A 23,759-nucleotide genomic window follows, 5' to 3' on the forward strand; every position below is an offset into this window, starting at 1 on the left:
GTGAATGGTAGAACTGTACATTTATCCAGTGAACTTACGCAAGCCAAATATGCCGGGAAGGCTTGTACAGATATCCACAAAAACTGTGGACAAACATGTGGAAAAACACCCCCTTGACATGCCGGAAGCAAGGATTGATGCGGCTTTCAACAAATTGCCCATTGCACGTGCAGCTTGTGAAGACCGCAAAATCAATGGTTTACGAAGTCAAGAGGCGCACAATTCGAATATTTTTGCAAGATGTGCGCAGGAAACTTTTGTGCATAACAAATGCGCTTGGTAAAGGCTCAACTAGCAATTGCCCGGCGGCGTTCCGGCTCGCCCAATACCCGTTCAATTACTTCGGAAGCAATGTCCTGCGAGCGCAGGAATTCGACGGCCGAGACGGTGCCCGAACGTCCCTGCAGGACAATGCCGCGGTCGACGATCTGGCGGCGGTGCGCGTCCTGGCGCTGGCTGGTGCGAATCTGGTCCATCGGTCCTCCCGGGCTGTCGGCGCGGCGGCTTGCCGCCCACGCAGTATCGCACACGCCGGCGCGCCCGCGTGCGCCGCCTCCGCGCGGCCCGGCCTAGAATGGTCGCGTCAACCACCACCAGCGAGGCCCCCATGACCACGACTCCCGATCCCGACATGAAACCGGGCGACGAAGCCGAACCGGGCACCCCGGGCGCGGGCGAGGACCTGTGCGAGACCTGCGGCGGCAGCGGCAAGCTCGCCGACGGCAAGCAGTGCCCGGAATGCGAAGGCACGGGCCGCGTGATGCGCGGCATCGGCGGCGGCTAACGCTCCGCATGGACAGCTGGTGGGGCGTGGCGCGATAATCGCGCCATGAGCAATCCGCCGCAACCATCGCCGGGAGAGTCCGCCTCTCCGCCCCGCCCGCAGTCCCTGTCCGATCTTTTTATTTCCTTCACCTGGCTGGCCCTGCAGGGTTTCGGCGGCGTGCTTGCTGTCGTCCAGCGCGAACTGGTCGAGCGCAAGCGCTGGATGACGCAGGAAGAATTCATCGAGGACTGGGCCGTCGCCCAGATCATGCCCGGCCCGAACGTGGTCAACCTGTCGCTGATGATAGGCGGGCGCTGGTTCGGCCTGCCCGGCGCCCTGGCGGCGCTGGGTGGCCTGCTGGCCCTGCCGCTGCTGCTGGTGCTGGGCCTGGCCGTGCTGCACGACCGCTTCGCCGACAGCCCGCAGGTGGCCGGCGCCCTGCGCGGCATGGCCGCCGTCTCGGCCGGTCTGATCGGCGCCGCCGGCCTGAAACTGGCCGTGGCCCTAAAGCGCAGCCCGCTGCCCATGCCCTGGTGCGTGGCCATCGCCACCCTCGGCTTCGTGCTCGTCGCGCTGCTGAAGTGTCCGCTGCTGTATGTATTGGGAGGGCTCGGCGGGCTGGGCTGCATCCTCACCTGGCGCAGGCTCGCGGCATGAGCGCGGCGCCCGCGACCCTGCATCTGGCCCTGGCCTGGTCCGACTGGCTGAACCTGTTCGGCCACTTCCTGCTGCTGTCGATGATGTCGATCGGCGGCGCGATCTCGACCTCCTCCGAGATGCACCGTTTCCTGGTCGAACAGCATGCCTGGCTGACTCAGGATCAATTCAACGCCGCGATTGCCCTGGCCCAGGCGGCGCCCGGCCCGAACGTGCTGTTTGTCGCCCTGATGGGCTGGCACGTGGGCATGAACGCCGGCAGCCTGGGCGCCGCCCTGTTCGGCGTGCTGGTCACCATGGTCGGCATCATGACGCCGTCCACCATCATCACCTACACCGCCGCGCGCTGGGGCCACCGCAACCGCGACCTGCGCGCGGTGCGCGCCTTCAAGCAGGGCATGGCGCCGGTGGTGATCGCCCTGCTGCTGTCGACCGCCTGGATCCTCGGCAGCGCGGCCGGCGCCGCCGGCTGGCGCCTGCCGCTGCTGGCGGTGGCGGCCGGGGTGGTGATCTGGCGTACGCGGCTGCATCTGCTGTGGGTGCTGGCGGCCGGCGCGCTGCTCGGGGCATTCGGATTGGTCTAATATTGCGTCATTGCTCACCTGACGAGAGAAGAAAATGACCGAGCTTGCCCAATTAAATGTGCTAAGCGAACACGCCTGCTTCGGCGGCGTGCAGCGCTTTTACCAGCACGCCTCGAGCGCGATCGGCCTGCCGATGCGCTTTTCCGTCTACCTGCCGCCCGGCGCCGAAGGCAAACGGCTGCCGGTGCTGTTCTACCTGGCCGGCCTGACCTGCACCGAAGAGACCTTCATGATCAAGGCCGGCGCCCAGCGGGCCGCAAGCGAGCTGGGCATCATCCTGGTCGCGCCCGACACCAGCCCGCGCGGTGCCGGCGTGCCCGGCGAGACCGACAGCTGGGACTTCGGCGCCGGCGCCGGCTTCTACCTCGACGCCACCGCCGAGCCCTGGTCGCGCCACTACCGCATGGAGAGCTACATCCTCGAGCTGCGCGAACTGGTGCTGGCCACCCTCCCCGCCGATCCGCAGCGGGTCGGCATCTTCGGCCACTCGATGGGCGGGCATGGCGCGCTGACCCTGGCGCTGCGCCACCCGGAACTGTTCCGCTCGGTCTCGGCCTTCGCGCCGATCGCCGCGCCGACCCGCTGCCCCTGGGGCCGGAAGGCCTTCGGCGGCTACCTCGGCGCCGACCAGTCCGCCTGGCGCGCCCACGACGCCACCGAACTGATCAAGGATGCGGGCCGCGCCGTCTTCCCGGACGGCATCCTGGTCGACCAGGGCCTGGCCGACAAGTTCCTCGCCGAGCAGCTGTACCCGGAAGCCCTCGAGGAAGCCTGCCGCGCCGCCGGCCAGCCGCTCGAACTGCGCCGCCACGCCGGCTACGACCACGGCTATTACTTCATCTCCAGCTTCGTCGAAGACCACCTGCGCTTCCACAGCCTCAATCTCGGCTGAGCCGGCGAATTCCCCCGAAGTGCCCGCCGGCTGGCGGGCATCAATATTGCCTGCACCCCGCTTGAAAAACGTTTTTGTCCGCCCTATAAAAAGAGTGGCGGCATGCTTTGCATCGCCCGTCATATCACTCATCCATTGCCAAGGGAGGTCTCATCATGAACCTGATCAGGAGAGGCAACAGCCCGCTGTCGACGCTTCGCGGCGGCCCCATGGACGACCAGTTTGGACGGATGGTCGAGAACATGCTCCAGGATTTCCTCGCACCGCTGGCCCAGGGCGCACGCTGGACGGACGATGGCCTGGCCATGCCGCGCCTGGACCTCAGCGAGACCGAAAAAACCTTCGAAGTGCAAGCCGAGCTGCCGGGCGTCAAGAAGGACGACGTCAAGGTCTCGATCGACGGCCAGCGCGTCACGATCGAAGGCGAATGTCAGCAGGCAAACGAACAGCGTCAGGGCGAACAGGTGGTGTATTCTGAACGTTCGACGCGCAGGTACCAGCGCAGCTTCACGCTGCCGTCCGAGGTCGACGACGCAGGCGCCGAAGCCAGGCTCGAAAACGGGGTCCTGATGCTGACGCTGCCCAAGAAACAGGGTGGCGCGGCCAAGCGTCTGACCATCCAGTAGCGAGGGCAAGAGCAGGCATGGCAGAGTTTCGCCGCTTCAAGGACCGCACCCAGGCCGGCAAGTTGCTGGCCCGGGACTTGCGCGAGTACGCGGGACGCGCGGACGCCATCGTGCTGGCGCTGCCGCGCGGCGGAGTGCCCGTTGGGTTCGCCATCGCACAGCGGCTCGCCATCGAACTCGATATTCTCCTCGTCAGAAAGCTGGGTTTGCCGAATCACGAGGAATACGCCATGGGGGCGGTCGGCAGCGGCGGCGTGTGCGTGCTGCAGCCGGGCGTGCCCGGCCTGATGGGCGTCACGGCCGAGCAGGTCGAGGCCGTGACCAGGCGCGAGCTGGACGAGTTGCAGCGGCGCGAGCGCGCCTACCGGGGCGCGCGCGCGCCGCTGGCGCTGGCCGGGCGCACCGCGATCCTGGTCGACGACGGTGTCGCCACCGGCTCGACCATGCTGGCGGCGATCCGCGTGGCGCGCGGCCTGGGCCCGGGCAAGCTGGTGCTGGCGGTGCCGGTGGCGCCGCCGCAGACCCTGGCCCTGCTCGAGCCGGAGGTCGACCATCTGGTGTGCCTGGCGGCGCCGCCCCTGTTCCGCTCCGTGGGCCAGTGGTACGACGCCTTCGACCAGACCAGCGACGAGGAAGTGCAGGATCTGCTGGCCGACGCCTGGCATGCGCGGACGGCCGAACGACAACAACCACATGGAGGACCGAATCATGCAACGACTGCCGACGACAAGCACGACGACGACGGACACCGGGCTTGAACTTGCCAAATGGCTGGGCGGCGCCGCCGCCGGCGCCCTGTTGATGTACATGCTCGACCCCGACCGCGGCGGCGCACGCCGCGCCCAGTCGGCCGCCGCCGTGCGCAACGCCGGCTCGCGCACTTCCAGCGCCCTCGGCAATGTCTGGCATGGCGCCAGCAGCCGCATGGGCGCTGCCGCCGACGATGCCATCGAAGCCGCGAAGCCGGACGGCAGCATCGGCTCGGCGATCTCGAGCGCGCTGTCGACCGCCAGGGACGCGATGAGCCGCGCCGCCAGCGCCGCCGGCGACCTGGCCGAGGATGCGATCTCGAAGGCAAAAAGCAGCGCCGACGAGCTGCACGACAGCGACACGTTTTCGACCGCGCGCAGCAGCGTGAGCAAGGCCGTGAGCCACGCCGCCGACAGCGCCGTCGACTTCTACGACGACACCCGCAAGAGCGCAGGCCGCCTCGGCAAGCGCATGGCGGAGGAAGTGCGCGGCGACGGCGAAGGCGCCTGGAGCCCGACCATGCGCAACACCGCGCTGGTGGGCGGCGGCCTGCTGGCCCTGCTCGGCGTGATGCGCCGTTCGCCGCTGAGCGCCGTGCTCGGCCTGGCCGGCGCCGCCCTGCTCGCGCGCGGCGCCGCCAACCAGCCGCTGCGCACCCTGGCCGGACGCGGCGCAGCCGGTCTCGGCATGGGCAAGGACCTGGCGCGCAAGCTGAGCATGGACCAGACCATCGACTTCGAAAAGACCATCCATATCGAAGCCTCGCCGGACGATGTCTACCAGCAGTTCGCCAACTACGAGAACTTCCCGCGCTACATGTCGCACGTCACTGAAGTGCGCGACCTCGGCCACCGCCGCTCGCACTGGAGCGTGAAGGGTCCGGGCGGTTCGAAGTTCGAATGGAATTCCGTGCTGACCGAACAGAGCCGCCCGAACCGCCTGGCCTGGCGCAGCGAAGCCGGCGCCGAAATTCCGAACAGCGGTTCGATCCAGTTCGAGCGCCACCGCGGCGGCACCCTGGTCACCGTGCGCATGTGCTATACCCCGCCGGCCGGCGCCCTCGGCCACGGCCTGGCCCTGCTGCTCGGTTCCGATCCGAAGTCCAGGATGGACGAGGACCTGGCGCGCATGCGGGCCCATATCGAGCGCGGTTCGCTGCCGCGCGAAGCCGCCCAGTCCAGCTGGACCAGCCGCTTCCTGCATTAAGCATCATGGCCAGCGTCGATCCCCTTGACGCCATCCGCGCCGCCGCCGTCCCCCTGAGCGGCGGCGCGCGCGACTACGACGCACTGCTGGACCTGGTCGGCGATGCCCGCTTCGTGCTGCTGGGCGAAGCCACCCACGGCACCCACGAGTTCTACGAGGAGCGCGCGCGGATCACCCAAAGGCTGATCGAGGAAAAGGGCTTCCACGCCGTGGCCGTCGAGGCCGACTGGCCGGATGCCTACCGCGTCAACCGCTACGTTCGCGGCCAGGGAGAAGATGGCGACGCCAACGCCGCCCTGTCCGGCTTCCAGCGCTTCCCGAACTGGATGTGGCGGAATACGGACGTTTCCACCTTCGTCGAATGGCTGCGCGAGCGCAACCAGAAACAGGCCGATGGCAGGCAGGTCGGCTTCTACGGGCTCGACCTGTACAGCCTGTTCACCTCGCTGCGCGAAGTGCTGGCCTACCTCGACAAGGTCGATCCGCAGGCGGCCAGGGTGGCGCGCGAGCGCTATGCCTGCTTCGACCACTATTATGAAGACAGCCAGCACTACGGCTATTCGGCCAACATGAATTTGTCCGCCTCCTGCGAGGAAGGCGTGATCGAGCAATTGAACCAGCTGCAGCAGCGCGCCTACGAGTACTCGCAAAAGGACGGCAGCGCCGACGCCTTCTTCCACGCCCAGCAGAACGCGCGCCTGGTCAAGAATGCCGAGGAATACTACCGGACCATGTTCCGCGGCCGCATCTCGTCCTGGAACTTGCGCGACAGCCACATGGCCGAGACCCTGGACGCCCTGGCCCGGCACCTGTCGACGGATGGCGAGCCGGCCAGGATCGTGGTCTGGGAGCACAACTCCCACATCGGCGACGCCCGCGCCACCGAGGTCGGCGAACTGGGCGAGTGGAACGTGGGCGAGCTGGCCCGCAAGGCCTACGACGGCCAGACCCGCCTGATCGGCTTTTCCACGTATGAAGGCTATGTGACGGCGGCCTCCGAATGGGACGGCCCGGCCGAGCACAAGCAGGTGCGGCCCGGCATGCCCGGCAGCTACGAGGAATTGCTGCACAACACCGGCATCGAACGCTTCCTGCTGCCCCTGCGCGGGGATCATCCGGCCCGCGAAGCCCTGATGCAGCGCCGCCTGGAACGGGCCATCGGCGTCATCTATTTGCCGCGCACCGAGCGCCAGAGCCATTATTTTTCGGCCCAGATGGCAAGCCAGTTCGACGCCGTGATCCACATCGACCGCACCACGGCGGTCACGCCCCTCGATGCGGGCGGCGGCTGGCATTCGGAGGAGCCGCCGGAGACCTATCCCGGCGGTTTGTAGGGCGCGGTACGCAAGATTTTCGTGGGCATGGAGTGCCCACCCTAGCTCCGTTTGGTTTACGATTGTGTTGTTATGTTCTGGCAATAACTTAAACAACACATGAGTAAATACACGTTGAACGTCAACGGCAAGGCGCAGCCGGTCGACGTCGAGGCCGATACGCCCCTGCTGTGGGCGCTGCGCGACACCATGGGCCTGGTCGGCACCAAGTACGGCTGCGGCGTCGGCGCTTGCGGCGCCTGCACCGTTCACGTGGACGGCCAGCCGGCACGTGCCTGCCAGCTGCCCGTGTCCAGCATCGGCAAGCGCAGGATCACCACCATCGAGGGACTCGACGCCAGGGCCGCGCATCCGCTGCAGCAAGCCTGGCAGGAACTCGACGTGCCCCAGTGCGGCTACTGCCAGTCCGGCCAGATCATGAGCGCGTGCGCCCTGCTCAAGCAGCATCCGCGCCCGACCGAGGCCCAGATCGACGAGGCCATGGCCGGCAACCTGTGCCGCTGCGCCACCTATGTCCGCATCCGCGCCGGCATCCAGCGCGCCGCCGACATCGCATCCAGCGCATCCGCCGCATCGACCGGAAAGGGCAGGAAATGAGCGCCCGCCACGACGATCTGCAATCCAGTGCGCGCCGCAGCTTCCTGCGCCGCTCCGCGGCCGGCGGTTCGCTGCTGGCGCTCGGCATGTCCGGCAATGGCGCCATCGCCGCCCTCGCCCACGGCCAGGACAAGGCAGCCGGCAGCGCGGCGGCCGCCGAATTCTCGCCCAACGTCTTCATCCGCATCGCCCAGGACGGCGTCGTGACCCTGGTGTCCAAGCAGCCGGAGATCGGCCAGGGCATCAAGACCTCGCTGCCGATGATCATCGCCGAGGAACTGGAAGTCGCCTGGTCCGACGTGCGCGTGGTCCAGGGCGACCTGAACCCGGCCTACGGTTCGCAGGGCGCCGGCGGTTCGACCTCGACCCCGACCAATTACGAAAACTTCCACCGCCTGGGCGCCACCGCGCGCACCATGCTGGTCCAGGCGGCCAGCCAGGCCTGGGGCGTGCCGGCCGCCGAATGCCGCGCCGAGCGCGGCGCGGTGCTGCACGAGGCCAGCAAGCGCCGTCTCGGCTACGGCGAGCTGGTCAAGGCCGCCGCCGTGCTGCCGGTGCCGGACGCCAGCGGCGTGCAACTGAAGGACCCGGCCGCGTATAAACTGCTCGGCACCCGCGTCGGCGGCGTCGACAACGACAAGGTAGTGTCGGGCAAGCCGCTGTTCGGCATCGACGTCCAGCTGCCCGGCATGCTGTATGCCGTCTACGTCAAGTGCCCGGTTCTGGGCGGGCGCCCGGTCTCGGCCAACCTGGAGGCGATCAAGGCCATGCCGGGCGTGAAGGACGCCTTCATCGTCGAGGGCAGCGACAACCTGAACGGCCTGCGTCCGGGCGTGGCGATCGTCGCCAGCAGCACCTGGAACGCGATCCGCGCGCGCAAGAAGCTGGCGGTGCAGTGGGACGAAGGCGAAGGCGCGAACCACAGCTGGTCGGGCTTCCTGGCCCAGGCCCAGGCGGCCAGCAAACAGCCGGGCGTGGCCACCATGCGCCACGACGGCGACGTCGAAACGGCCCTGGCCGGCGCCGCCCGCACCGTGGAAGCGGCCTACGTCTACCCCTTCATCTCGCACGCGAGCATGGAGCCGCAGAATTGCACCGCCGCGGTCGATCCGAAGGACGGCAGCGTGGAACTGTGGGCGCCGACCCAGAACCCGGGCGCCGGCCAGGCCCTGGTGGCCAGCACCTTCAACATCCCGAAAGAGAAGATCACGCTGCACATCATGCGCAGCGGCGGCGGTTTCGGGCGCCGGCTGTCGTCGGACTTCATCGTCGATGCGGTCGCCATCGCGCAAAAGATGAAGGCGCCGGTCAAGCTGACCTGGATGCGCGAAGACGACCTGCAGCACGACCACTTCCGCGCCGGCGGCTTCCACTTCCTGCGCGGCGGCGTCGACGAGCAGGGCAAGCTGGTGGCCTGGCATAACCACTTCGTGACCTTCGCCAACCGCGTCGAACAGAAGGAAAGCGACGGTAGCACCGGCAGCGTGCTGCGGCCGGGCAGCGGCGGCAGCCTGTCGGGCGACGAGTTCCCCGGCCGCTGGGCGCCGAACTGCCTGCTCGAACAAACCCCGCTCGAATGCCGCATCCCGATGGGACCGTGGCGCGCGCCGGGCTCGAACGTGTTCGCCTGGGTCTTCCACAGCTTCATCGACGAACTGGCGCATGCCGCCGGCCGCGATCCGATCGAATTCCGTCTCGAGATCCTCGGCGACAAGGACATGGTGGCCGGCACCGGCGAACGCGGCGTGCCCTACAACGTGGCGCGCATGCGCAATGTGCTCAAGGCCGTGGCCGAGAAGTCCGGCTGGGGCAAGCGCAAGTTCGCGCGCGGCCAGGGCGCCGGCGTCGCCTTCCACTTCAGCCACCGCGGCTATGTGGCGGAGGTGGCCGAGGTCACGGTATCGAAGGAAGGCCAGCTGAAGGTGGACCGCGTGGTGGTCGTGACCGACATCGGCGCCCAGATCGTCAACCTGTCCGGCGCCGAGAACCAGGTGCAGGGCTCGGTGATCGACGGCCTGTCCACGCTGATGTACCCGGCGCTGGACATCCAGCAAGGCCGCATCGTGCAGAGCAACTTCCACGACTACCCGCTGCTGCGCATGCCGGACACGCCGGCCAAGATCGAGACCCACTTCCTGAAGACCGACTACCCGGTCACGGGCCTGGGCGAGCCGGTGTTCCCGCCGCTGGCGCCGGCCGTCTGCAATGCGATCTTCGCCGCCACCGGCAAGCGGGTGCGCGAGCTGCCGCTGTCGAAGGCGGACCTCAGCTGGCGCTGAGCATGGAGTGCGCCTGGACCTGAACGCCCTGCTCCGCCAGGCCGTCGCCCTGCACCAGGAGGGCCGGCTGGAGCAGGCGCGCGTGCTCTACGGGCAGGTGCTGGAGCGCGATCCGAAGCAGTTCGACGCCCTGCACCTGAGCGGCGTGATCGAACGCCAGCACGGCGATCCCGCGCGCGCGGCGGACCTGATCCGCGCCGCGCTGCAAGTCGACCCGCAACAGGCCCGCGCCCACGCCAACCTGGGCGCGGCGCTGAACGACCTCGGCCAGCATGCCGCGGCGCTGGACAGCATCGATGCCGCGCTGCGCCTCGACCCGCGCTACGCGCTGGCCTGGAACAACCGCGGCAACACCCTGCGCCGCCTTGGTCGCCAGCCGGAGGCGCTGGACAGCTACGAGCGCGCGCTGGCCCTGCAAGCCAGCTACCCGGAAGCCTGGTGCCACCGCGCGATTGTCTTGAATGACCTCGGCCGCCATGCCGATGCCGCCGCCAGCGCCGAGCAGGCCCTGGGCATGCGCGCCGGCTATGCGGACGCCCTGCAGGCGCTGGGGAATGCCCTGCAGGCGCTGGAGCGCCACCCGGAAGCGGTGGCGGCCTACGACCGCGCGCTGGCCGCCGCGCCGGCGGCCCGGCAGGCCGAGATCTGGTGCGCGCGCGGCGCCGCCCTCAAGAAGGCCGGCATGCTGGAACAGTCCCTGGCCAGCTACGAACAGGCGCTCCGGTTGCGTCCCGATTACGCGATGGCCGAGCACTACCGCGCCAACGTGCTGCGCGCGCTGGACCGGCGCGAGGACGCGCTGCAGTCCTACCGCCGCGCGCGCGAACTGGGCGCCGACCCGGCCGGCATCGCCTTCGCGCTGGCCGCACTCGGCGACGGCGCGGCGCCCTCTTCCGCGCCCGCGGATTACGTCAGGGGCCTGTTCGACCAGTACGCCGGCCACTTCGACCGCCACCTGGTCGGGACGCTGGAATACCGCACGCCCGAGCTGTTAAGCGCGATGCTGCACGAACGCCTGGGACCGCAGCCGGCGCTGACGTCGGCGCTGGACCTGGGCTGCGGCACCGGCCTGTGCGCGCCGCTGCTGCGGCCGATGGCGCAGCGCCTGGCCGGGGTCGACCTGTCGGAAAAGATGCTGGACAAGGCCCGCGAAGGCGGGCTGTACGACGAACTGGCCTGCGCCGACATCGTGCCCTGGCTGGCGGGCCGGCGGGCGGAATGGCAGCTGGTGCTGGCGGCCGACGTGCTGGTGTATTTCGGCGAACTGAGGCCGTTGTTCGGCGGCGTGGCGCAGGCGCTGCGGCCGGGCGGGTGGTTTGCGTTTTCGGTGGAGTCGCTGGGCGCCGGCAGCGCCGAAGGCTACGCGATCACGGCCTCGAACCGCTTCGCGCACACCGAGGCTTACGTGCGCGCCTGCGCCCTCACCGCCGGCCTCGCGCTGGTGGAACGGCGCGAGGCCGTCCTGCGCAAGGAACACGGGCGCGAGGTCCGCGGCCTGCTGTTCCTGCTAAACCGCCCATGAGCTACTGGCCGGCTTTACCGATATTCTTCCGCAGGAAGGTTTCGACCCGTCCCCAGAAGTCGAGGCGCGTCTCGACCAGCTTCCAGCCATGGGCTTCGTCGTCGTACACCACCCACTCGACATCCTTGTTGCTGCGCTTGACGGCGTCGAAAAGCTTGCGGCCGTGATACAGCGGTACGCGCAGGTCGGCGCCGCCGTAGGCCAGCAGCAGCGGCTGGGTCAGGCGGACAGCCTGCTTCAGGGGCGAAGTCGCCGCGAACTGCGCCGCATCCTTCGCGGGGTCGCCCACCAGGGTCGGCATCCCATAGCGCTTGTAGGCGTCGGAGGTGTCGCTGTCGCGAGTCCAGGAGCCGGTGTAGAGCAGTTCGATGTCGGTCACGCCCACCCAGTCGATCCCGCACTTGTACAGGTCCGGGTCGCGGATCAGGCCCATCAGCGTGGCGTAGCCGCCATAGCTGGCGCCGGCAATGCAGATGCGCTGCGGATCGGCCATGCCCTGGGCGATGGCCCATCGGGTGGCATCGGCGATATCGTCCTGCATTGCCAGCCCCCACTGCTTCCAGCCGGCGCGGAAGTGGGCTTCGCCATAGCCTGTGCTGCCGCGGAACTCGGGCTCCAGCACGAGGTAGCCGCGCGAAGCCAGGAACTGGCTCTCGCTGTCCCAACCCCACTGACGCCCGCGCACGTAGGGCCCGCCGTGCACCAGCACGACCATCGGCAGCTTCTTGCCTGCGCTGTTGTTCGGCACCGTCAGCCAGGTCGGGATCGTCCTGCCGTCGCGCGCCGTGACGATCGTCAGGTCCTGCGCGGCCATCCGCGCCGGGTCGATCGCCGGGCGGCTGCTGCCGAGGCGGGAGAGCTTGCCGGTCTGCCTGTCGAACAACAGGAACACGCCGGGCTGGCGATCCGACCAGGACCGGACCAGCACGAAGGGCGTCTCGGAACGTAGGCCAACGCTCAACACATTGACGTGGCCTGGCAGCAGCCTGTCGACCGCCGCCTGCGCTTCCTTCATGGCGGGATCGAACCAGGCCACCCCGACGGTATCCGCGGTATAGCGTATGCCCAGCAGCTTGCCGGCGCTGACGACCAGTTCGCCGCTGAAGTCGAATGCTTCGAGGTCGACCAGCGGCCGCGCCGCCATCTTGCCGGTGGCGAGGTCGTAGACGAAGGGCGCCGCCTTGTCCCGGTGGGGACGTCCGACCACGTAGAGGCTGCCTTCAGGCGAAAACCCCAGCGGCGTGAACGCGTCCTTGCCGCCCAGGTAGGCGTCCTGCGTGGCGAGCTTGCGCCAGCGACCATCCTTTGGATCAAGGTAATGCAGCATCTCCAGCTTGCCGTCGACCGTGGTCGCCAGCGCAGGCCGGCCTTTGGCGTCCAGCCACCAGGCGCGCGCCCTGCCCTGTCCCGGCTCGGGCACGGGGTCCGTGCGGCCGCTCACGGTGTCGAGCCTGATCAGCTCGACCGCCTCGACCGAGTGGTCGCTGCCGAAGTGCACTTTCTCGACATAGACCCAGTTCGAATCCTGGGCGCCGGGCTGGTCCAGCATGAAAGTATTCCAGGGCATCTTCTCGCGCTCACTGGAAGCGCCGGAAGAGACGAAGCTGCGGCCCGAGACTTCCACCAGCTGGCGCCGCACGCCGCCGTCGATGTTCACGGCAAACAGGCCGGGCGCATAGCGCTCCTCGCCCGGGGCCGTGTTCTTGTCGCGCGAGTCGTAGAGCAGGCGCTCGTTGTTTACCCATTCGAAGTGGCCGACGTCGGCGTTCGAAAATCCGGCCACGACCTTGATGGACTTGTCGGCCAGGGTCACCACGCCGAGCTGGTCGTGGCCTTGTTCATTGTTGACCAGCATGGCAAGCCGCTTGCCGTCAGGCGAGAGCCTGGCATTGCTCATGCTGACATTGCCGAAAAAGGCGGCGATGGGGACGGGCTGCTCGCCGGCGGACGAGCTCGCCGCAGCCAGCAGGCTCAGGTGCAGTACGAAGGCGTAGCGCAGGACGGCCGCGCCCACACGAGAAAATCGGATGTGCATGATGAAAGATTAATAAGGACGCGGTATGGTAGCGCGTCCTTATTCATTTTCACAGCACAATGTTTTTGAGTATCAGGCCACCGACAACGCCGTCATCCCCACCTCACCCAGGCGCACCGGCACCGCGCCCCGCGCCACCATGCGGTCCATCGCCCGCCTGCCATCGCCCGCTTCGGCATCCACCGCGCGCATCGCCTCTGGCACGATGATGGCGTCGAAGCCCTCTTCCAGCGCATCGGTGACGGTGTTCAGCACGCAGTAATCGGTGGCCAGGCCGCACACGGTCACCCGCCCGACGCCGCGCGCCCGCAGCTCGCCCGCCAGCCTGGTGCCCTTGAAGGCCGAATAGGCATCCTGCGCCGCGGTGTCGGCCTTGGAGACGACGATGGCGTCGTCCGGCAGCGCCAGCTCGGCGGTGAACTCGGCGCCCGGCGTGCCGGCCACGCAATGCGGCGGCCACGGCCCGCCCTGGGCCGCGAACGAACAGTGGTTCTCCGGATGCCAGTCGCGCGAGGCGACGATGGGCAGGCCCTGTTCGCGGAACAGGCCGATCAGGTGGTTGATCGGCGCGACGACCTCGTGCCCGGCTTCGACGCCGAGGGCGCCGCCGGGGAGGAAGTCGACCTGCATGTCGATGATGAGCAGGGCGTCGCTCGGTTCGAGATGGATTGCGCTCATATTTTTCCCGTCAGCTTGAACACGTCGTCAATCAATGCCGGTGCGCTGGATCCGGATCCAGCGCCCCATGACGCGCCAGGATCGCCTCGGCACGCTGCGCCAGGCCGTCGTCGAGCGCATTCACGACCAGCATGCAATCGCGCACGTCGTCCTGCGCCGTCGGCGCGTAGGTATGCGTGTAGGCGGTCTTGCCCTTCACCTCGGGCCTGTCGCCGACGGTGAAATTGCCCTGCACGGCGCCGGTTTCATAAATGAGCATGTCGATTTTCACGTCGTCGGCCGGGACGCCGGCCGCCAGGAGCTCCTGGCGCGCCTGTTCGGCGGATGACAGCTGCTTGAACGTGCGAACGATCGGCTTATGCATGGCGTGCTCCAACAGTGATTCGGTCAGGCCCACCGTACCAGAAACGGCCACGGCGCGGCGCTCGCGCTGGCGCCGGCTTCCGGCCTGGATTGCCCGGAGGTTACATATGTGTCCCGTGCGTCATGAATTTTTAAAACTAGTACAATCAGGAAACACTCTGCCGTGCAAGACCAAATTTCCAGCAATATCAGATAGTTACGGAGACAGACCAGAATGCATATCTCGGCCAGGATCGCCAACTCCCGCCCCCTCGCTACCACCGCCATGCACGGCCGCGTCGAAAGCCTGCGCGCGGAAGGTGTGCCGGTCATCGACTTCTCGATCGCGATCTCGCACTTCCCGGCGCCGCGCCCGGTGCTGGACGCGGTCGCCGCCGCCGTCGAACGCGAGCGCACCATGCCGTATACCAGCGTGGTCGGCGCCCTCGACGTGCGCCGCCGCCTTGCCGCCAAGCTGGCGAAGGAAAACGGCATCGACGCCAGCGCCGACGAGATCATCGTCACCAACGGCGCCAAGCAAGCGCTGTACGAAGCGCTGTACACCATCACCAACCCCGGCGACAGCGTCCTGATCTTCAAGCCGCACTGGCCGGCCTACGTCGCCACTTCGCAGCTGCTGGGCCTGCGCCCCATCCTCGCCGAGTTGCCCGAGGCCATCACGCCACAGTTCCTGGACAGCCTGGAAACGCCCACGGTACTCATCATCAATAACCCGCACAACCCGACCGGCAAGGTGTACACTCGCGGCGAACTGGAACACATTCGTGCCTGGGTGGAACGTATTGGAGCAAAGGTCATCGTCGACGAAAGTTACGAGCACCTGATCTTCGATGGCGCACACACCAGCCTGGCGGCCTTGTGCGACTGGCGGAAGATCGGCGTCATTACCATCTTCTCGGCTTCGCAGAGCTACGCCATGATGGGCTGGCGGGTCGGCTTCGCGCTGGCCCCCGCCGAAGTGGTCAACGCGATGCAGACGCTGCAGGGTCCGATCACGGCCGCCGCGCCCCACCTGTCGCAGGTGGCGGCCGACGCCGCCTTCGCCACCGGCGCGCCCCACGAAATGATGGCGGAATACCGCCAGCGGCGCGACCTGGCGGTGAAGCTGTTTGCCGAGGTCCCCTGGATAGAGATGCACGCGCCGGCTTCCGGACCGTACCTGTGGGGGGACGTGCGCAGCCTGACGATGGACACCGTCGGCTTCGCCGAGCGGCTGATCGAACAGAAGAAAGTGGCCATCATGCCCGGCGACGCGCTTGGCGTACCGGGCTTTATCCGCCTGGGCTACATTTCCGACGACGTGGCGACGCTGCGCGACGGCATCCGCAGGATCATAGAATTTGGTGATGCCTACAAGGCAGTGTAAAGACAACGATGACATCTGGGTTGGGCCGTGGTAAAGGCCGATTTCGGCTGAACAGTTTGCGCAGCCGCTTGATGCTGCTGGTTGCGCTGGCGATCATGCCGCTTGCGGTGATGACGATCCTGTCGGGCGTCCGCGAGCGCGAGCACGCCATCAAGGCGTCCGAGGAAAACCTGCGCCGCCTGACCGGCATGGCGGCGGCCAACGAAGCCCAGTCGATCGAAGGCGCGCGCCAGATCCTGGTCGACCTGGCCAGCGTGCCCGACCTGATGGGCGATACCGCGAAGTGCACCTCGCTGCTGTCGGATGTCCTCGACCGCAACGAGGGCTTCGTCAACTTCGGCCTGATCCAGCTGAACGGCGACGTCACCTGCTCCGCAGTGCCCCTGCTGCATCCCGTGAACCTGGGCGACCGCAGCCACTTCCGCCGCGCGATTTCCGAACGCCGCTTCATCGCCGGCGACTACGTGTTCGGGCGCGTGATCAAGAAGCACACGATCAACCTCACCTACCCGGTCATCGACCGCAGCGGCAAGGTGCTGGCGGTGGTGTTCGCCGCGATGGACCTGGAAGGCCTCGACACCTTCATCAACGACATCAACCTGCCGCCGGGCTCCGTGCTGGCGACCGCCGATGCGCGCGGCAGCATCATCTCGCGCCGCCCCGACCCCGAGCGCTATTTCGGCACGCGTCTCTCGCCGGCCACGCTGGAAGCTCAGGCCACCGCCGGCCAGCGCGCCATGACCATCCGCGGCGAGGACGGCGTCGAACGCCTGCACACCTTCGCCCGCGTCGGCGCGCCGGCCCTGACCGACTACACCGTCACCATCGGCATCCCGACCGAGACCATCACTTCGGCCGCGCGCCACGACCAGCTGATGTCGCTGCTGGGCCTGGCCGCCACCACCATGCTGGCCCTGCTCGCGGCCTGGCTGGTCGGCGACGTGCTGATCGTGCAGCGCGTGCGCAAGCTGATGGGCACCGCCGAGCGCATCGCCGCCGGCGACCTCGACGCCCGCTCCGGCATCGATTACGCCCACGAGGAGATCGGCAACCTGGCCCAGGCGCTGGACCGCATGGCCGCCGCGCTGCAAAAGAAGGAATCGGCGCGCTCGCTGGCCGAGCGCGAGCTGCGCGCCGCCGACCAGCGCAAGGACGAGTTCCTGGCGATGCTGGCGCACGAGCTGCGCAACCCGCTGGCGCCGATCAGCACTGGCGCGCACCTGTTGAAGCTGCTGCACTCGGATAACGCCCAGATCACCCAGACCTGCTCGATCATCGTGCGCCAGGTCGATCACATGACCAGCCTGGTCGACGACCTGCTGGACGTCTCGCGCGTGACGCGCGGGCTGGTGTCCTTGTCGACCCAGGTGCTGGACCTGAAGCGCGTGGTCGACGACGCCGCCGAGCAGATCCGGCCGCTGATCACGGCGCGGCGCCACCGCCTGGTGGTCGAGCTGCCGACCAGCCCGGCCCACGTCAAGGGCGACCACAAGCGCCTGGTGCAGGTGGTCGCCAACCTGCTGAACAACGCGACCAAGTACACGCCGGAAGGCGGCACCCTGCGCGTGCGCCTGGAGGCCGAGGGCGATGACTTCGTGCTGACGGTGCTCGACGACGGCATCGGCATGGACCCTGGCCTGGTGGAGCGCGTGTTCGACCTGTTCACCCAGGCCGAGCGCACCCCGGACCGCTCGCAGGGCGGCCTGGGCCTGGGCCTGGCGCTGGTCAAGAGCCTGGTCGAATTGCATGGCGGCACCGTGCAGGCGGCCAGCGCCGGCCTGGGCAAGGGCTCGACCTTCACGGTGCGACTGCCGCGCTACACCCAGGACGTGGTGCTGGCGCCGCCACCCTCCGGCGAACCCCTGCCCGAGGGCGCGGTGCCGCTGCGCATCCTGCTGGTGGACGACAACGTCGACGCCGTGCACACCCTGCAGCTGTTCCTGCATTCGTCCGGCCACGAGGTCGAGGTCGCGTACTGCGCCGGCGATGCACTGGAGCTGGCCAGGTCCATGGCGCCGGACGTGTGCCTGCTCGACATCGGCCTGCCCGACTTCGACGGCAACGAACTGGCGCGCCGCCTGCGCCTGCTGCCGCAGGCCGCCGGCAGCACCCTGATCGCGATGACGGGCTACGGCCGCCAGCAGGACCGCGACGCGTCGATGGCGGCCGGCTTCGATCACTACTTGGTCAAGCCGGTCAATACGACCCAGCTGTCGGATATCCTGGCGGCGGCGGCCGAGGCCAAGGTCAAGGGCTGAGGCGGAAAAGATATTCAAGTTGTAACGGCGATTGCCAGTTCGATGGCTTTGTAGCAAGTTAGCGGCACAATAACTTCTACGAGGCCTTCGATGAAACCCGCAACCGCCGCCGCCGGCGCCTTACCGCTCGTCGCCCTGCTGCTGGCCGCCTGCAGCACCTCCACGCCGCCCGGGCAGGAGATCACGGTCGAGAAGACGGTGTCCGCGCAAGCGACGTCGTCCCGGGCCGAGTTCAATCGCGCGCCACCCGCGCCGACGGCGCCGTCCCCGGTCACGGTGACCGGTGCCGCCAACACCTATGCCTACAGCCGCGCACAGGCGCCGATGATGATCGCGCCGGCGCCGCCCTTCATCCCGCCCGGCTATGTGCCTGTCCTGCCCCAGGGTGCGGACAAGTTCCCGGACAAGGAAGCCAACAAGACGGTGCTGGTGAGCGAGCAGCCGGTCTCCACCTTCAGCACCGACGTCGACACCGCGTCCTACGCCTTCGTGCGCCGCACCCTGTCGGCGGGCCGCCTGCCGGCGCCGGACGCGGTGCGCGTCGAAGAGATGGTGAATTACTTCCCCTACCACTATGCCGGCCCGCGCAGCGCCGCCGAACCGTTCGCGGTGAGCACCGAAGTGCTGCCGAACCCATGGAAGGCCGGCACCCAGCTGCTCCACATCGCCGTGCGGGGTTATGACATCAAGACCGCGGCGCGCCCGCGCGCCAACGTGGTGCTGCTGGTCGACGTCTCGGGCTCGATGATGCCGCCCGACCGCCTGCCCCTGCTCAAGCAGGGCTTCCGCCTGTTCGCCCAGCAGCTACGGGACGAAGACACCGTCGCCATCGTCAGCTACGCCGACGGCACCCGGGTCGTGCTGGAACCGACCCCGGGCAAGGACAAGGGCAAGATCCTCGATGCGATCGACTCGCTGCGCGGCGGCGGCGGCACCGCGGGCGGCGCCGGCCTGCAGCGCGCCTACGAGATGGCCGAGCGCCACTTCGACGCCAAGGCGGTGAACCGCGTGATCCTGGCCACCGACGGCGACTTCAACCTCGGCATGACCGATCCGAAGCAGCTGGAACGCTTCATCGCCGACAAGCGCAAGAGCGGCGTCTACCTGTCGATCTTCGGCGTCGGCGCCGGCAACCTGAACGACGCGCTGATGCAGCGCCTGGCCCAGTCGGGCAACGGCAATGCCGCCTACATCGACTCGCTGCTGGAAGCGCGCAAGGCGCTCGGCGAGGAGCTGGGCTCGACCATGTTCCCGATCGCGAACGACGTCAAGATCCAGGTCGAATTCAACCCGGAGCAGGTGGCGGCCTACCGCCTGGTCGGCTACGAAACCCGGATGCTGCAGCGCCAGGATTTCAAGGACGACAAGGTCGACGCCGGCGACATGGGCGCGGGCCATACCGTCACCGCGATCTACGAGATCACCCCGGCAAGCGAAGCCGGCAAGCTGGCCGATCCGCTCCGCTACGGCAAGAAGGAAAAGGCGAGAGCAGCGGCCGGCAAGCATGGCGATGAGCTGTGCTTCGTGAAGCTGCGCTACAAGCTGCCGGGTAAATCGACGAGCCGCGAGATCGCGCACGCGGTGCACACGGCGGCGGCGCGCAAGAGCCTGGAGGCGGCGCCAAGCGACCAGCGCTTCGCCGTCGCCGTGGCCGCCTTCGGCCAGCGCCTGCGCGGCGAGCCGCAGCTGGCCGATTACGGCTACGACCGCATCGCCGAGCTGGCCAACACGGCGCGCGGCGACGATCCGGAAGGCTACCGCGCCGAGTTCGTGAAGCTGGTGCGCATGGCCGAGACCCTGGGCCAGGCCGGGACGGGCGGCCAGCCCTGAGCCCGGCCACGGGCTGGCGGACCACGCTCTTCCGTTCCATCCTTTATCATCGGGTTTTGATCAGGAGGTAGCGGATGGAATCGGTCGAAGTCGTCCTGGCGATGCTGCTGGCGGTGGTCGCCAGCGGCTGGGTGGGACGGATACTGCCCTTCGGCGTGCCGCTGCCGCTGATCCAGATCGCGCTGGGCGCCGTGATCTCGGGCGTGTTCCGCCATGGCGTCGCGCTGGAACCGGACATCTTCTTCCTGCTGTTCCTGCCGCCGCTGCTGTTCCTGGACGGCTGGCGCATCCCCAAGGTCGGCCTGTTCCGCGACAAGGGCACCATCATCGAGCTGGCCCTCGGCCTGGTGCTGTTCACCGTCGTCGGCGCCGGCTACCTGGTGCACTGGCTGATTCCCTCGATGCCGCTGCCGGTCGCCTTCGCGCTGGCGGCCATCGTCGCGCCCACCGACCCGGTGGCGGTGTCCGCCATCACCAGCCGGATCCCGGTGCCGCCGCGCCTGATGCACATCATCGAAGGCGAATCCCTGCTCAACGACGCCAGCGGCCTGGTGTGCTTCCGCTTCGCCGTGGCGGCCGCCGTCACCGGCAGCTTTTCGCCCACCAGGGCCGGCCTGACCTTCCTGTGGGTGGCGCTGGCCGGCATCGCCGCCGGGGTGTTCGTTACCTGGGCCGTGAGCCGCGCCCACGGCGCCCTGCTGCGGCGCTTCGGCGAGGACGACGGCATGCCGATCCTGATCAACCTGCTGACGCCCTTCGGCGCCTACCTGGCGGCCGAGCACATCGGCGCCTCGGGCATCCTGGCGGCGGTGGCGGCCGGCATCGCGATGAGCTATGTGGAGCTCAGCGGCTCGGCCTCGCCCTCGACCCGCATCCGCCGCAACGTCATCTGGGACACCCTGCAATTTTCACTGAACGGCGTGATGTTCGTGCTGCTGGGCGAACAGCTGCCGGACATCGCGCGCGAGGCCTTGCATCCGCCGGGCGGCGGCGCGCCCCTCGACCCGTGGTGGCTGGCGCGGAATGCGCTGGCGCTCAGCCTGGGCCTGGTGGTGCTGCGCTTCGTCTGGGTCTGGGTGTCGCTGCGCCTGACCATCCTGAACCGGCGCCGCCTCGGCCAGCAGGTGTTCAAGCCGCGCATGCGGCTGATCCTGGCCACTTCCTTTGCCGGCGTGCGCGGCGCGCTGACCATGGCCGGCGTGATGACGCTGCCGCTGGCGCTGGAAGACGGCTCGCCCTTCCCCGGCCGCCAGCTGGCGATCCTGCTGGCCAGCGCGGTGATCGTGGTCTCGCTGCTGCTGGCCAGCGTGGCCCTGCCGCGCCTGCTGCGCGGGCTGGAGGTGCCGCTTGAGCCCGAGGCCGAGCAGGAAGAGGACCGGGCCCGCCACGCCGCGGTGACGGCGGCGGTCGATGCGGTGGAACGCGCCGGCCGCGCCCATTCAGGCGAGCCGGACGCCGAGCTGCACGCGCATGCCTGGGGCACGGTGGCTGGCCTGTACCGCCACCGGCTGCGCAATATCCAACTGGGCAACGCCGCCGGCCCCGACGTCCAGGCGGCGCGCCAGGCCGAGCGCGACTACCGCTTGATTGCGCTGCGGGCCGAGCGCGATACGATCCTGCGGCTGGGGCGGCGAAGGGAGATTTCGGATGAGGTGGCGCGGAAGTTGCTGCGCGAGATCGATTTGGTGGAGGCGCGGTATCGGGAGTCTTGAAACCTGAAATGCGCAACTATCAGGGCGGCATTTGACGAGCCTGGCCATCTGCTCTAGATTCGGCTCGTCAATCGGGTATCGGCCGCAAGCTCCCGGCCATTACCTTGTTCCTAACTGGCGGGAGTCAGGGACATGCTTCCTCAAATGGGGAACCCGTACACCAGCGATACCTTGATTGCGGCGACCACGGACGCGCCCCATATCGCCGCCCTGGGACTGATGATCATCAGCGAATCCGGCGGCGTCATCGACATCGAGCAATGGGTAACCGGATGGGGAGCGCGTGGCATCGGTAGAGCAATGATCGCGTGGTTGAGGGAGTCCTTCCATCCGACCGCGATCAAGCTCATCGCCAAAAAGGACGTCAAACGCCACTACCGAAAGATGGGGTTCCAGGATGCATCCGCCGACACCGACCATATGAGCTTGCGTTTTTCCTTGTTTGACGCGCCAGCGGTTTCGGGAGGAAGCGCCGCGGCGCAAACGGCATCTTCGCTTGCGCCGCCCTCCGCTTCCCCATCGGCCGCCTCGGCGGGTGCAAGCCCGCCTTCGCCTGCCTCCTCGAGCGCGCTGCCATCGTCGCTGCCACAGTTGTTCGGCCCGATGTCGCCGCCATCGCCACCGTCTCCGACCGTTCGCCACGCGGCCACCGCGCCATCCCCACCGCAGGTGTTCCGCCCCGCGTCGCCGCCTCCGCCTCCGCCTCCGCCGGGATCGCCTCCGCCTTCGCCACCACCATCGCCACCGTCATCGCCTCCATCGTCGCCGCGAGGGCGCTAGCGAATTCGCCTGTCCAAAAAAAGCATTCGATTGCCCAGCGTTAAAAACGCATGGCGCCGGAAAGCGCATGGCGCCGGCGACTGGCCCCCTAAGAACCTATCCCAGTAGGAAGGAGGAAGTTGATGACGATGCATGGCAAGCGCGGGCCAGGCGCGAGGAGGCCGCATGGCGAGCCATGCAACGACGAGCAACGCCGCCCGCGCTTGTCAGGCGCGTCAGCAACGACTCATTCCCTACTGGGATAGGTTCTAAGTGCGCTCCCGTACGGTAGGCCGATTCGTGTGCAGCGTAGACTTTGCTCTCCTCTCGAGGGCACGCTAATCAGTCCCGGACTGATTGGCGTGCCCTACGCCTGCACCTCGAACGGGACCACCATGAAGAGCGAAATCGACCCCGAACAACGCGCCGCGGACGCCGGCGCGATACCGAACAGCGATCCGCCCACCGCGGCGAAGGCGGCCGGCCTGCGCTACGTCCTCGACGACCGCCCCGGCATCCGCCGCGAGCCGGAAAAGGACGGCTTTCGCTACCTCGACGCGCGTGGCGAGAGGGTCGACGACGAAGCGACCCTCAAACGCATCAAGTCGCTGGCGATTCCGCCCGCCTGGACCGGGGTCTGGATCTGCCCCCAGGCGAATGGGCACCTGCAGGCCACCGGGCGCGATGCGCGCGGGCGCAAGCAGTACCGCTACCACCCGAAATGGCGCGAGGTGCGCGACGAGGTCAAGTACGAACGCATGATCAAGTTCGGCAAGGCGCTGCCGCAGATCCGCAAGGAAGTCGACCGCGCCCTGAGTCTGCCCGGCCTGCCGCGCGAGAAGGTGCTGGCGACCATCGTCTACCTGCTCGAGGCGACCATGATGCGCATCGGGAACGACGAATACGCCCGCGAGAACAAGTCGTACGGCTTGACCACGCTGCGCAACCGCCACGTCAGGATCGACGGCAGCGAGGTGGAGTTCCGCTTCCGCGGCAAGAGCGGCGTCTACCACAACGTCAAGGTCAACGACCGGCGGCTGGCGCGCATCGTCCAGCGTTCGCGCGACCTGCCGGGCCAGGACCTGTTCGAGTACCTGGACGAAAACAAGGAAACGCACACGGTCAACTCGTCCGACGTCAACGACTACCTGCGCGAGATCTCCGGCGAAGACTATACCGCCAAGGACTTCCGTACCTGGTCGGGCACGGTGCTGGCCGCGATCGCGCTGCAGGAATTCGAGAAGTTCGATTCCGAGGCCCAGGCCAAGAAGAACGTCGTGCGCGCCATCGAGACGGTGGCCGAAAAGCTGGGCAACACGCCCTCGGTGTGCCGCAAATGCTATGTGCACCCGGCCGTGCTCGACTCCTACATGGACGGCACCATGATCGAAGGCCTGCTGGCGCGCGCCGAGGAAAAGCTGGCCGAGGACCTGCAGGACCTGCAGCCCGAGGAAGCGGCGGTGCTGGCGATGCTGCAGCAGCGCCTGGCGCGGGACGTGCCGGAACCGAAAAAGGTACAGCGCAGCCGCAAGGCCGCATGAACTC

At 68.0% G+C, this 23,759-nt stretch carries 22 protein-coding genes; 17 read left to right on the plus strand and 5 right to left on the minus strand.

Annotated elements, in window-relative coordinates; translation table 11 throughout:
- The first annotated feature begins 4 nt into the window (after positions 1-4).
- Entirely contained in the window at positions 5-283 is a 279-nt protein-coding gene (locus tag ACFPO9_RS10700) for a hypothetical protein (RefSeq protein WP_379770401.1), read from the plus strand.
- 4 nt (positions 284-287) lie between these two features.
- On the opposite strand, the gene ACFPO9_RS10705 is transcribed toward ACFPO9_RS10700, so the two are convergent.
- Positions 288-476, minus strand: a complete 189-nt coding sequence (locus ACFPO9_RS10705; RefSeq protein ID WP_379770403.1) for a hypothetical protein — start codon at positions 474-476, stop codon at positions 288-290.
- A gap of 131 nt (positions 477-607) precedes the next feature.
- On the opposite strand from ACFPO9_RS10705, the gene ACFPO9_RS10710 reads away from it, so the two are divergent.
- From ACFPO9_RS10710 to ACFPO9_RS10760, 11 genes are all read left to right on the plus strand, one after another.
- Positions 608-784 carry a hypothetical protein gene (locus ACFPO9_RS10710; RefSeq protein ID WP_230020996.1) on the plus strand — a complete coding sequence of 59 codons (177 nt, stop codon included), beginning with the start codon at positions 608-610 and terminating at the stop codon, positions 782-784.
- 45 nt (positions 785-829) lie between these two features.
- On the plus strand, positions 830-1,423 hold the full coding sequence (locus ACFPO9_RS10715; protein ID WP_379770406.1) for a chromate transporter: 594 nt from the start codon (positions 830-832) through the stop codon (positions 1,421-1,423).
- On the plus strand, positions 1,420-2,007 hold the full coding sequence (locus ACFPO9_RS10720; protein ID WP_379770408.1) for a chromate transporter: 588 nt from the start codon (positions 1,420-1,422) through the stop codon (positions 2,005-2,007). Before ACFPO9_RS10715 ends, ACFPO9_RS10720 begins: the two co-directional genes overlap by 4 nt.
- Positions 2,008-2,041: 34 nt before the next feature.
- Entirely contained in the window at positions 2,042-2,899 is an 858-nt protein-coding gene (gene fghA, locus ACFPO9_RS10725) for an S-formylglutathione hydrolase (RefSeq protein ID WP_379770410.1), read from the plus strand.
- A gap of 155 nt (positions 2,900-3,054) precedes the next feature.
- The gene (locus ACFPO9_RS10730) at positions 3,055-3,525 is read left to right on the plus strand and encodes an Hsp20/alpha crystallin family protein (protein WP_379770412.1); all 471 of its coding nucleotides are present in this window, start codon (positions 3,055-3,057) and stop codon (positions 3,523-3,525) included.
- A 17-nt stretch (positions 3,526-3,542) separates the two neighbouring features.
- Complete coding sequence (locus ACFPO9_RS10735) at positions 3,543-4,283, plus strand: phosphoribosyltransferase (RefSeq protein ID WP_379770414.1); 741 nt, start codon at positions 3,543-3,545, stop codon at positions 4,281-4,283.
- Entirely contained in the window at positions 4,234-5,481 is a 1,248-nt protein-coding gene (locus ACFPO9_RS10740) for an SRPBCC family protein (protein WP_379770416.1), read from the plus strand. Before ACFPO9_RS10735 ends, ACFPO9_RS10740 begins: the two co-directional genes overlap by 50 nt.
- Before the next feature lie 5 nt (positions 5,482-5,486).
- Entirely contained in the window at positions 5,487-6,815 is a 1,329-nt protein-coding gene (locus tag ACFPO9_RS10745; protein WP_379770418.1) for an erythromycin esterase family protein, read from the plus strand.
- Positions 6,816-6,914: 99 nt separating this feature from the next.
- Positions 6,915-7,412 (plus strand): (2Fe-2S)-binding protein, encoded by a 498-nt coding sequence (locus ACFPO9_RS10750; RefSeq protein ID WP_379770421.1) that lies wholly within the window; start codon positions 6,915-6,917, stop codon positions 7,410-7,412.
- The gene (locus ACFPO9_RS10755; protein WP_379770423.1) at positions 7,409-9,691 is read left to right on the plus strand and encodes a xanthine dehydrogenase family protein molybdopterin-binding subunit; all 2,283 of its coding nucleotides are present in this window, start codon (positions 7,409-7,411) and stop codon (positions 9,689-9,691) included. The genes ACFPO9_RS10750 and ACFPO9_RS10755 overlap by 4 nt, the downstream gene beginning before the upstream one ends.
- A 7-nt stretch (positions 9,692-9,698) precedes the next feature.
- A complete protein-coding gene (locus tag ACFPO9_RS10760) occupies positions 9,699-11,213 on the plus strand; it encodes a tetratricopeptide repeat protein (RefSeq protein ID WP_379770425.1) in 1,515 nt (504 codons plus the stop codon).
- 1 nt (position 11,214) lies between these two features.
- Here the strand turns inward: ACFPO9_RS10760 and ACFPO9_RS10765 are convergent, their stop codons facing one another.
- From ACFPO9_RS10765 to ACFPO9_RS10775, 3 genes are all read right to left on the minus strand, one after another.
- Positions 11,215-13,248, minus strand: coding sequence for an alpha/beta hydrolase family protein (locus ACFPO9_RS10765; RefSeq protein WP_379770428.1), 2,034 nt, complete (start codon positions 13,246-13,248; stop codon positions 11,215-11,217).
- Between the two features lie 72 nt (positions 13,249-13,320).
- Positions 13,321-13,926: an isochorismatase family protein gene (locus ACFPO9_RS10770; RefSeq protein WP_379770430.1), complete on the minus strand. Its 606-nt coding sequence runs from the start codon at positions 13,924-13,926 to the stop codon at positions 13,321-13,323.
- A 31-nt stretch (positions 13,927-13,957) separates the two neighbouring features.
- Positions 13,958-14,290 carry a hypothetical protein gene (locus ACFPO9_RS10775; protein ID WP_379770432.1) on the minus strand — a complete coding sequence of 111 codons (333 nt, stop codon included), beginning with the start codon at positions 14,288-14,290 and terminating at the stop codon, positions 13,958-13,960.
- Between the two features lie 213 nt (positions 14,291-14,503).
- On the opposite strand from ACFPO9_RS10775, the gene ACFPO9_RS10780 reads away from it, so the two are divergent.
- The 4 genes from ACFPO9_RS10780 (at position 14,504) to ACFPO9_RS10795 (ending at position 21,455) form a co-directional block, all read left to right on the plus strand.
- Positions 14,504-15,655: a pyridoxal phosphate-dependent aminotransferase gene (locus ACFPO9_RS10780; RefSeq protein ID WP_379770434.1), complete on the plus strand. Its 1,152-nt coding sequence runs from the start codon at positions 14,504-14,506 to the stop codon at positions 15,653-15,655.
- A 71-nt stretch (positions 15,656-15,726) separates the two neighbouring features.
- Positions 15,727-17,913 carry a hybrid sensor histidine kinase/response regulator gene (locus ACFPO9_RS10785; RefSeq protein WP_379770437.1) on the plus strand — a complete coding sequence of 729 codons (2,187 nt, stop codon included), beginning with the start codon at positions 15,727-15,729 and terminating at the stop codon, positions 17,911-17,913.
- Positions 17,914-18,003: 90 nt separating this feature from the next.
- Positions 18,004-19,743, plus strand: a complete 1,740-nt coding sequence (locus ACFPO9_RS10790; protein ID WP_379770439.1) for a vWA domain-containing protein — start codon at positions 18,004-18,006, stop codon at positions 19,741-19,743.
- Positions 19,744-19,817: 74 nt separating this feature from the next.
- Complete coding sequence (locus ACFPO9_RS10795) at positions 19,818-21,455, plus strand: Na+/H+ antiporter (RefSeq protein WP_379770442.1); 1,638 nt, start codon at positions 19,818-19,820, stop codon at positions 21,453-21,455.
- A gap of 374 nt (positions 21,456-21,829) precedes the next feature.
- On the opposite strand, the gene ACFPO9_RS10800 is transcribed toward ACFPO9_RS10795, so the two are convergent.
- Positions 21,830-22,105: a hypothetical protein gene (locus tag ACFPO9_RS10800; RefSeq protein ID WP_379770444.1), complete on the minus strand. Its 276-nt coding sequence runs from the start codon at positions 22,103-22,105 to the stop codon at positions 21,830-21,832.
- Positions 22,106-22,609: 504 nt separating this feature from the next.
- On the opposite strand from ACFPO9_RS10800, the gene ACFPO9_RS10805 reads away from it, so the two are divergent.
- Positions 22,610-23,755, plus strand: coding sequence for a DNA topoisomerase IB (locus ACFPO9_RS10805; RefSeq protein ID WP_379770447.1), 1,146 nt, complete (start codon positions 22,610-22,612; stop codon positions 23,753-23,755).
- Positions 23,756-23,759 lie beyond the last annotated feature (4 nt).

The organism is Massilia aerilata, assembly GCF_042656905.1.
In the GTDB taxonomy this organism is placed as follows: Bacteria; Pseudomonadota; Gammaproteobacteria; order Burkholderiales; family Burkholderiaceae_D; genus Telluria; species Telluria aerilata.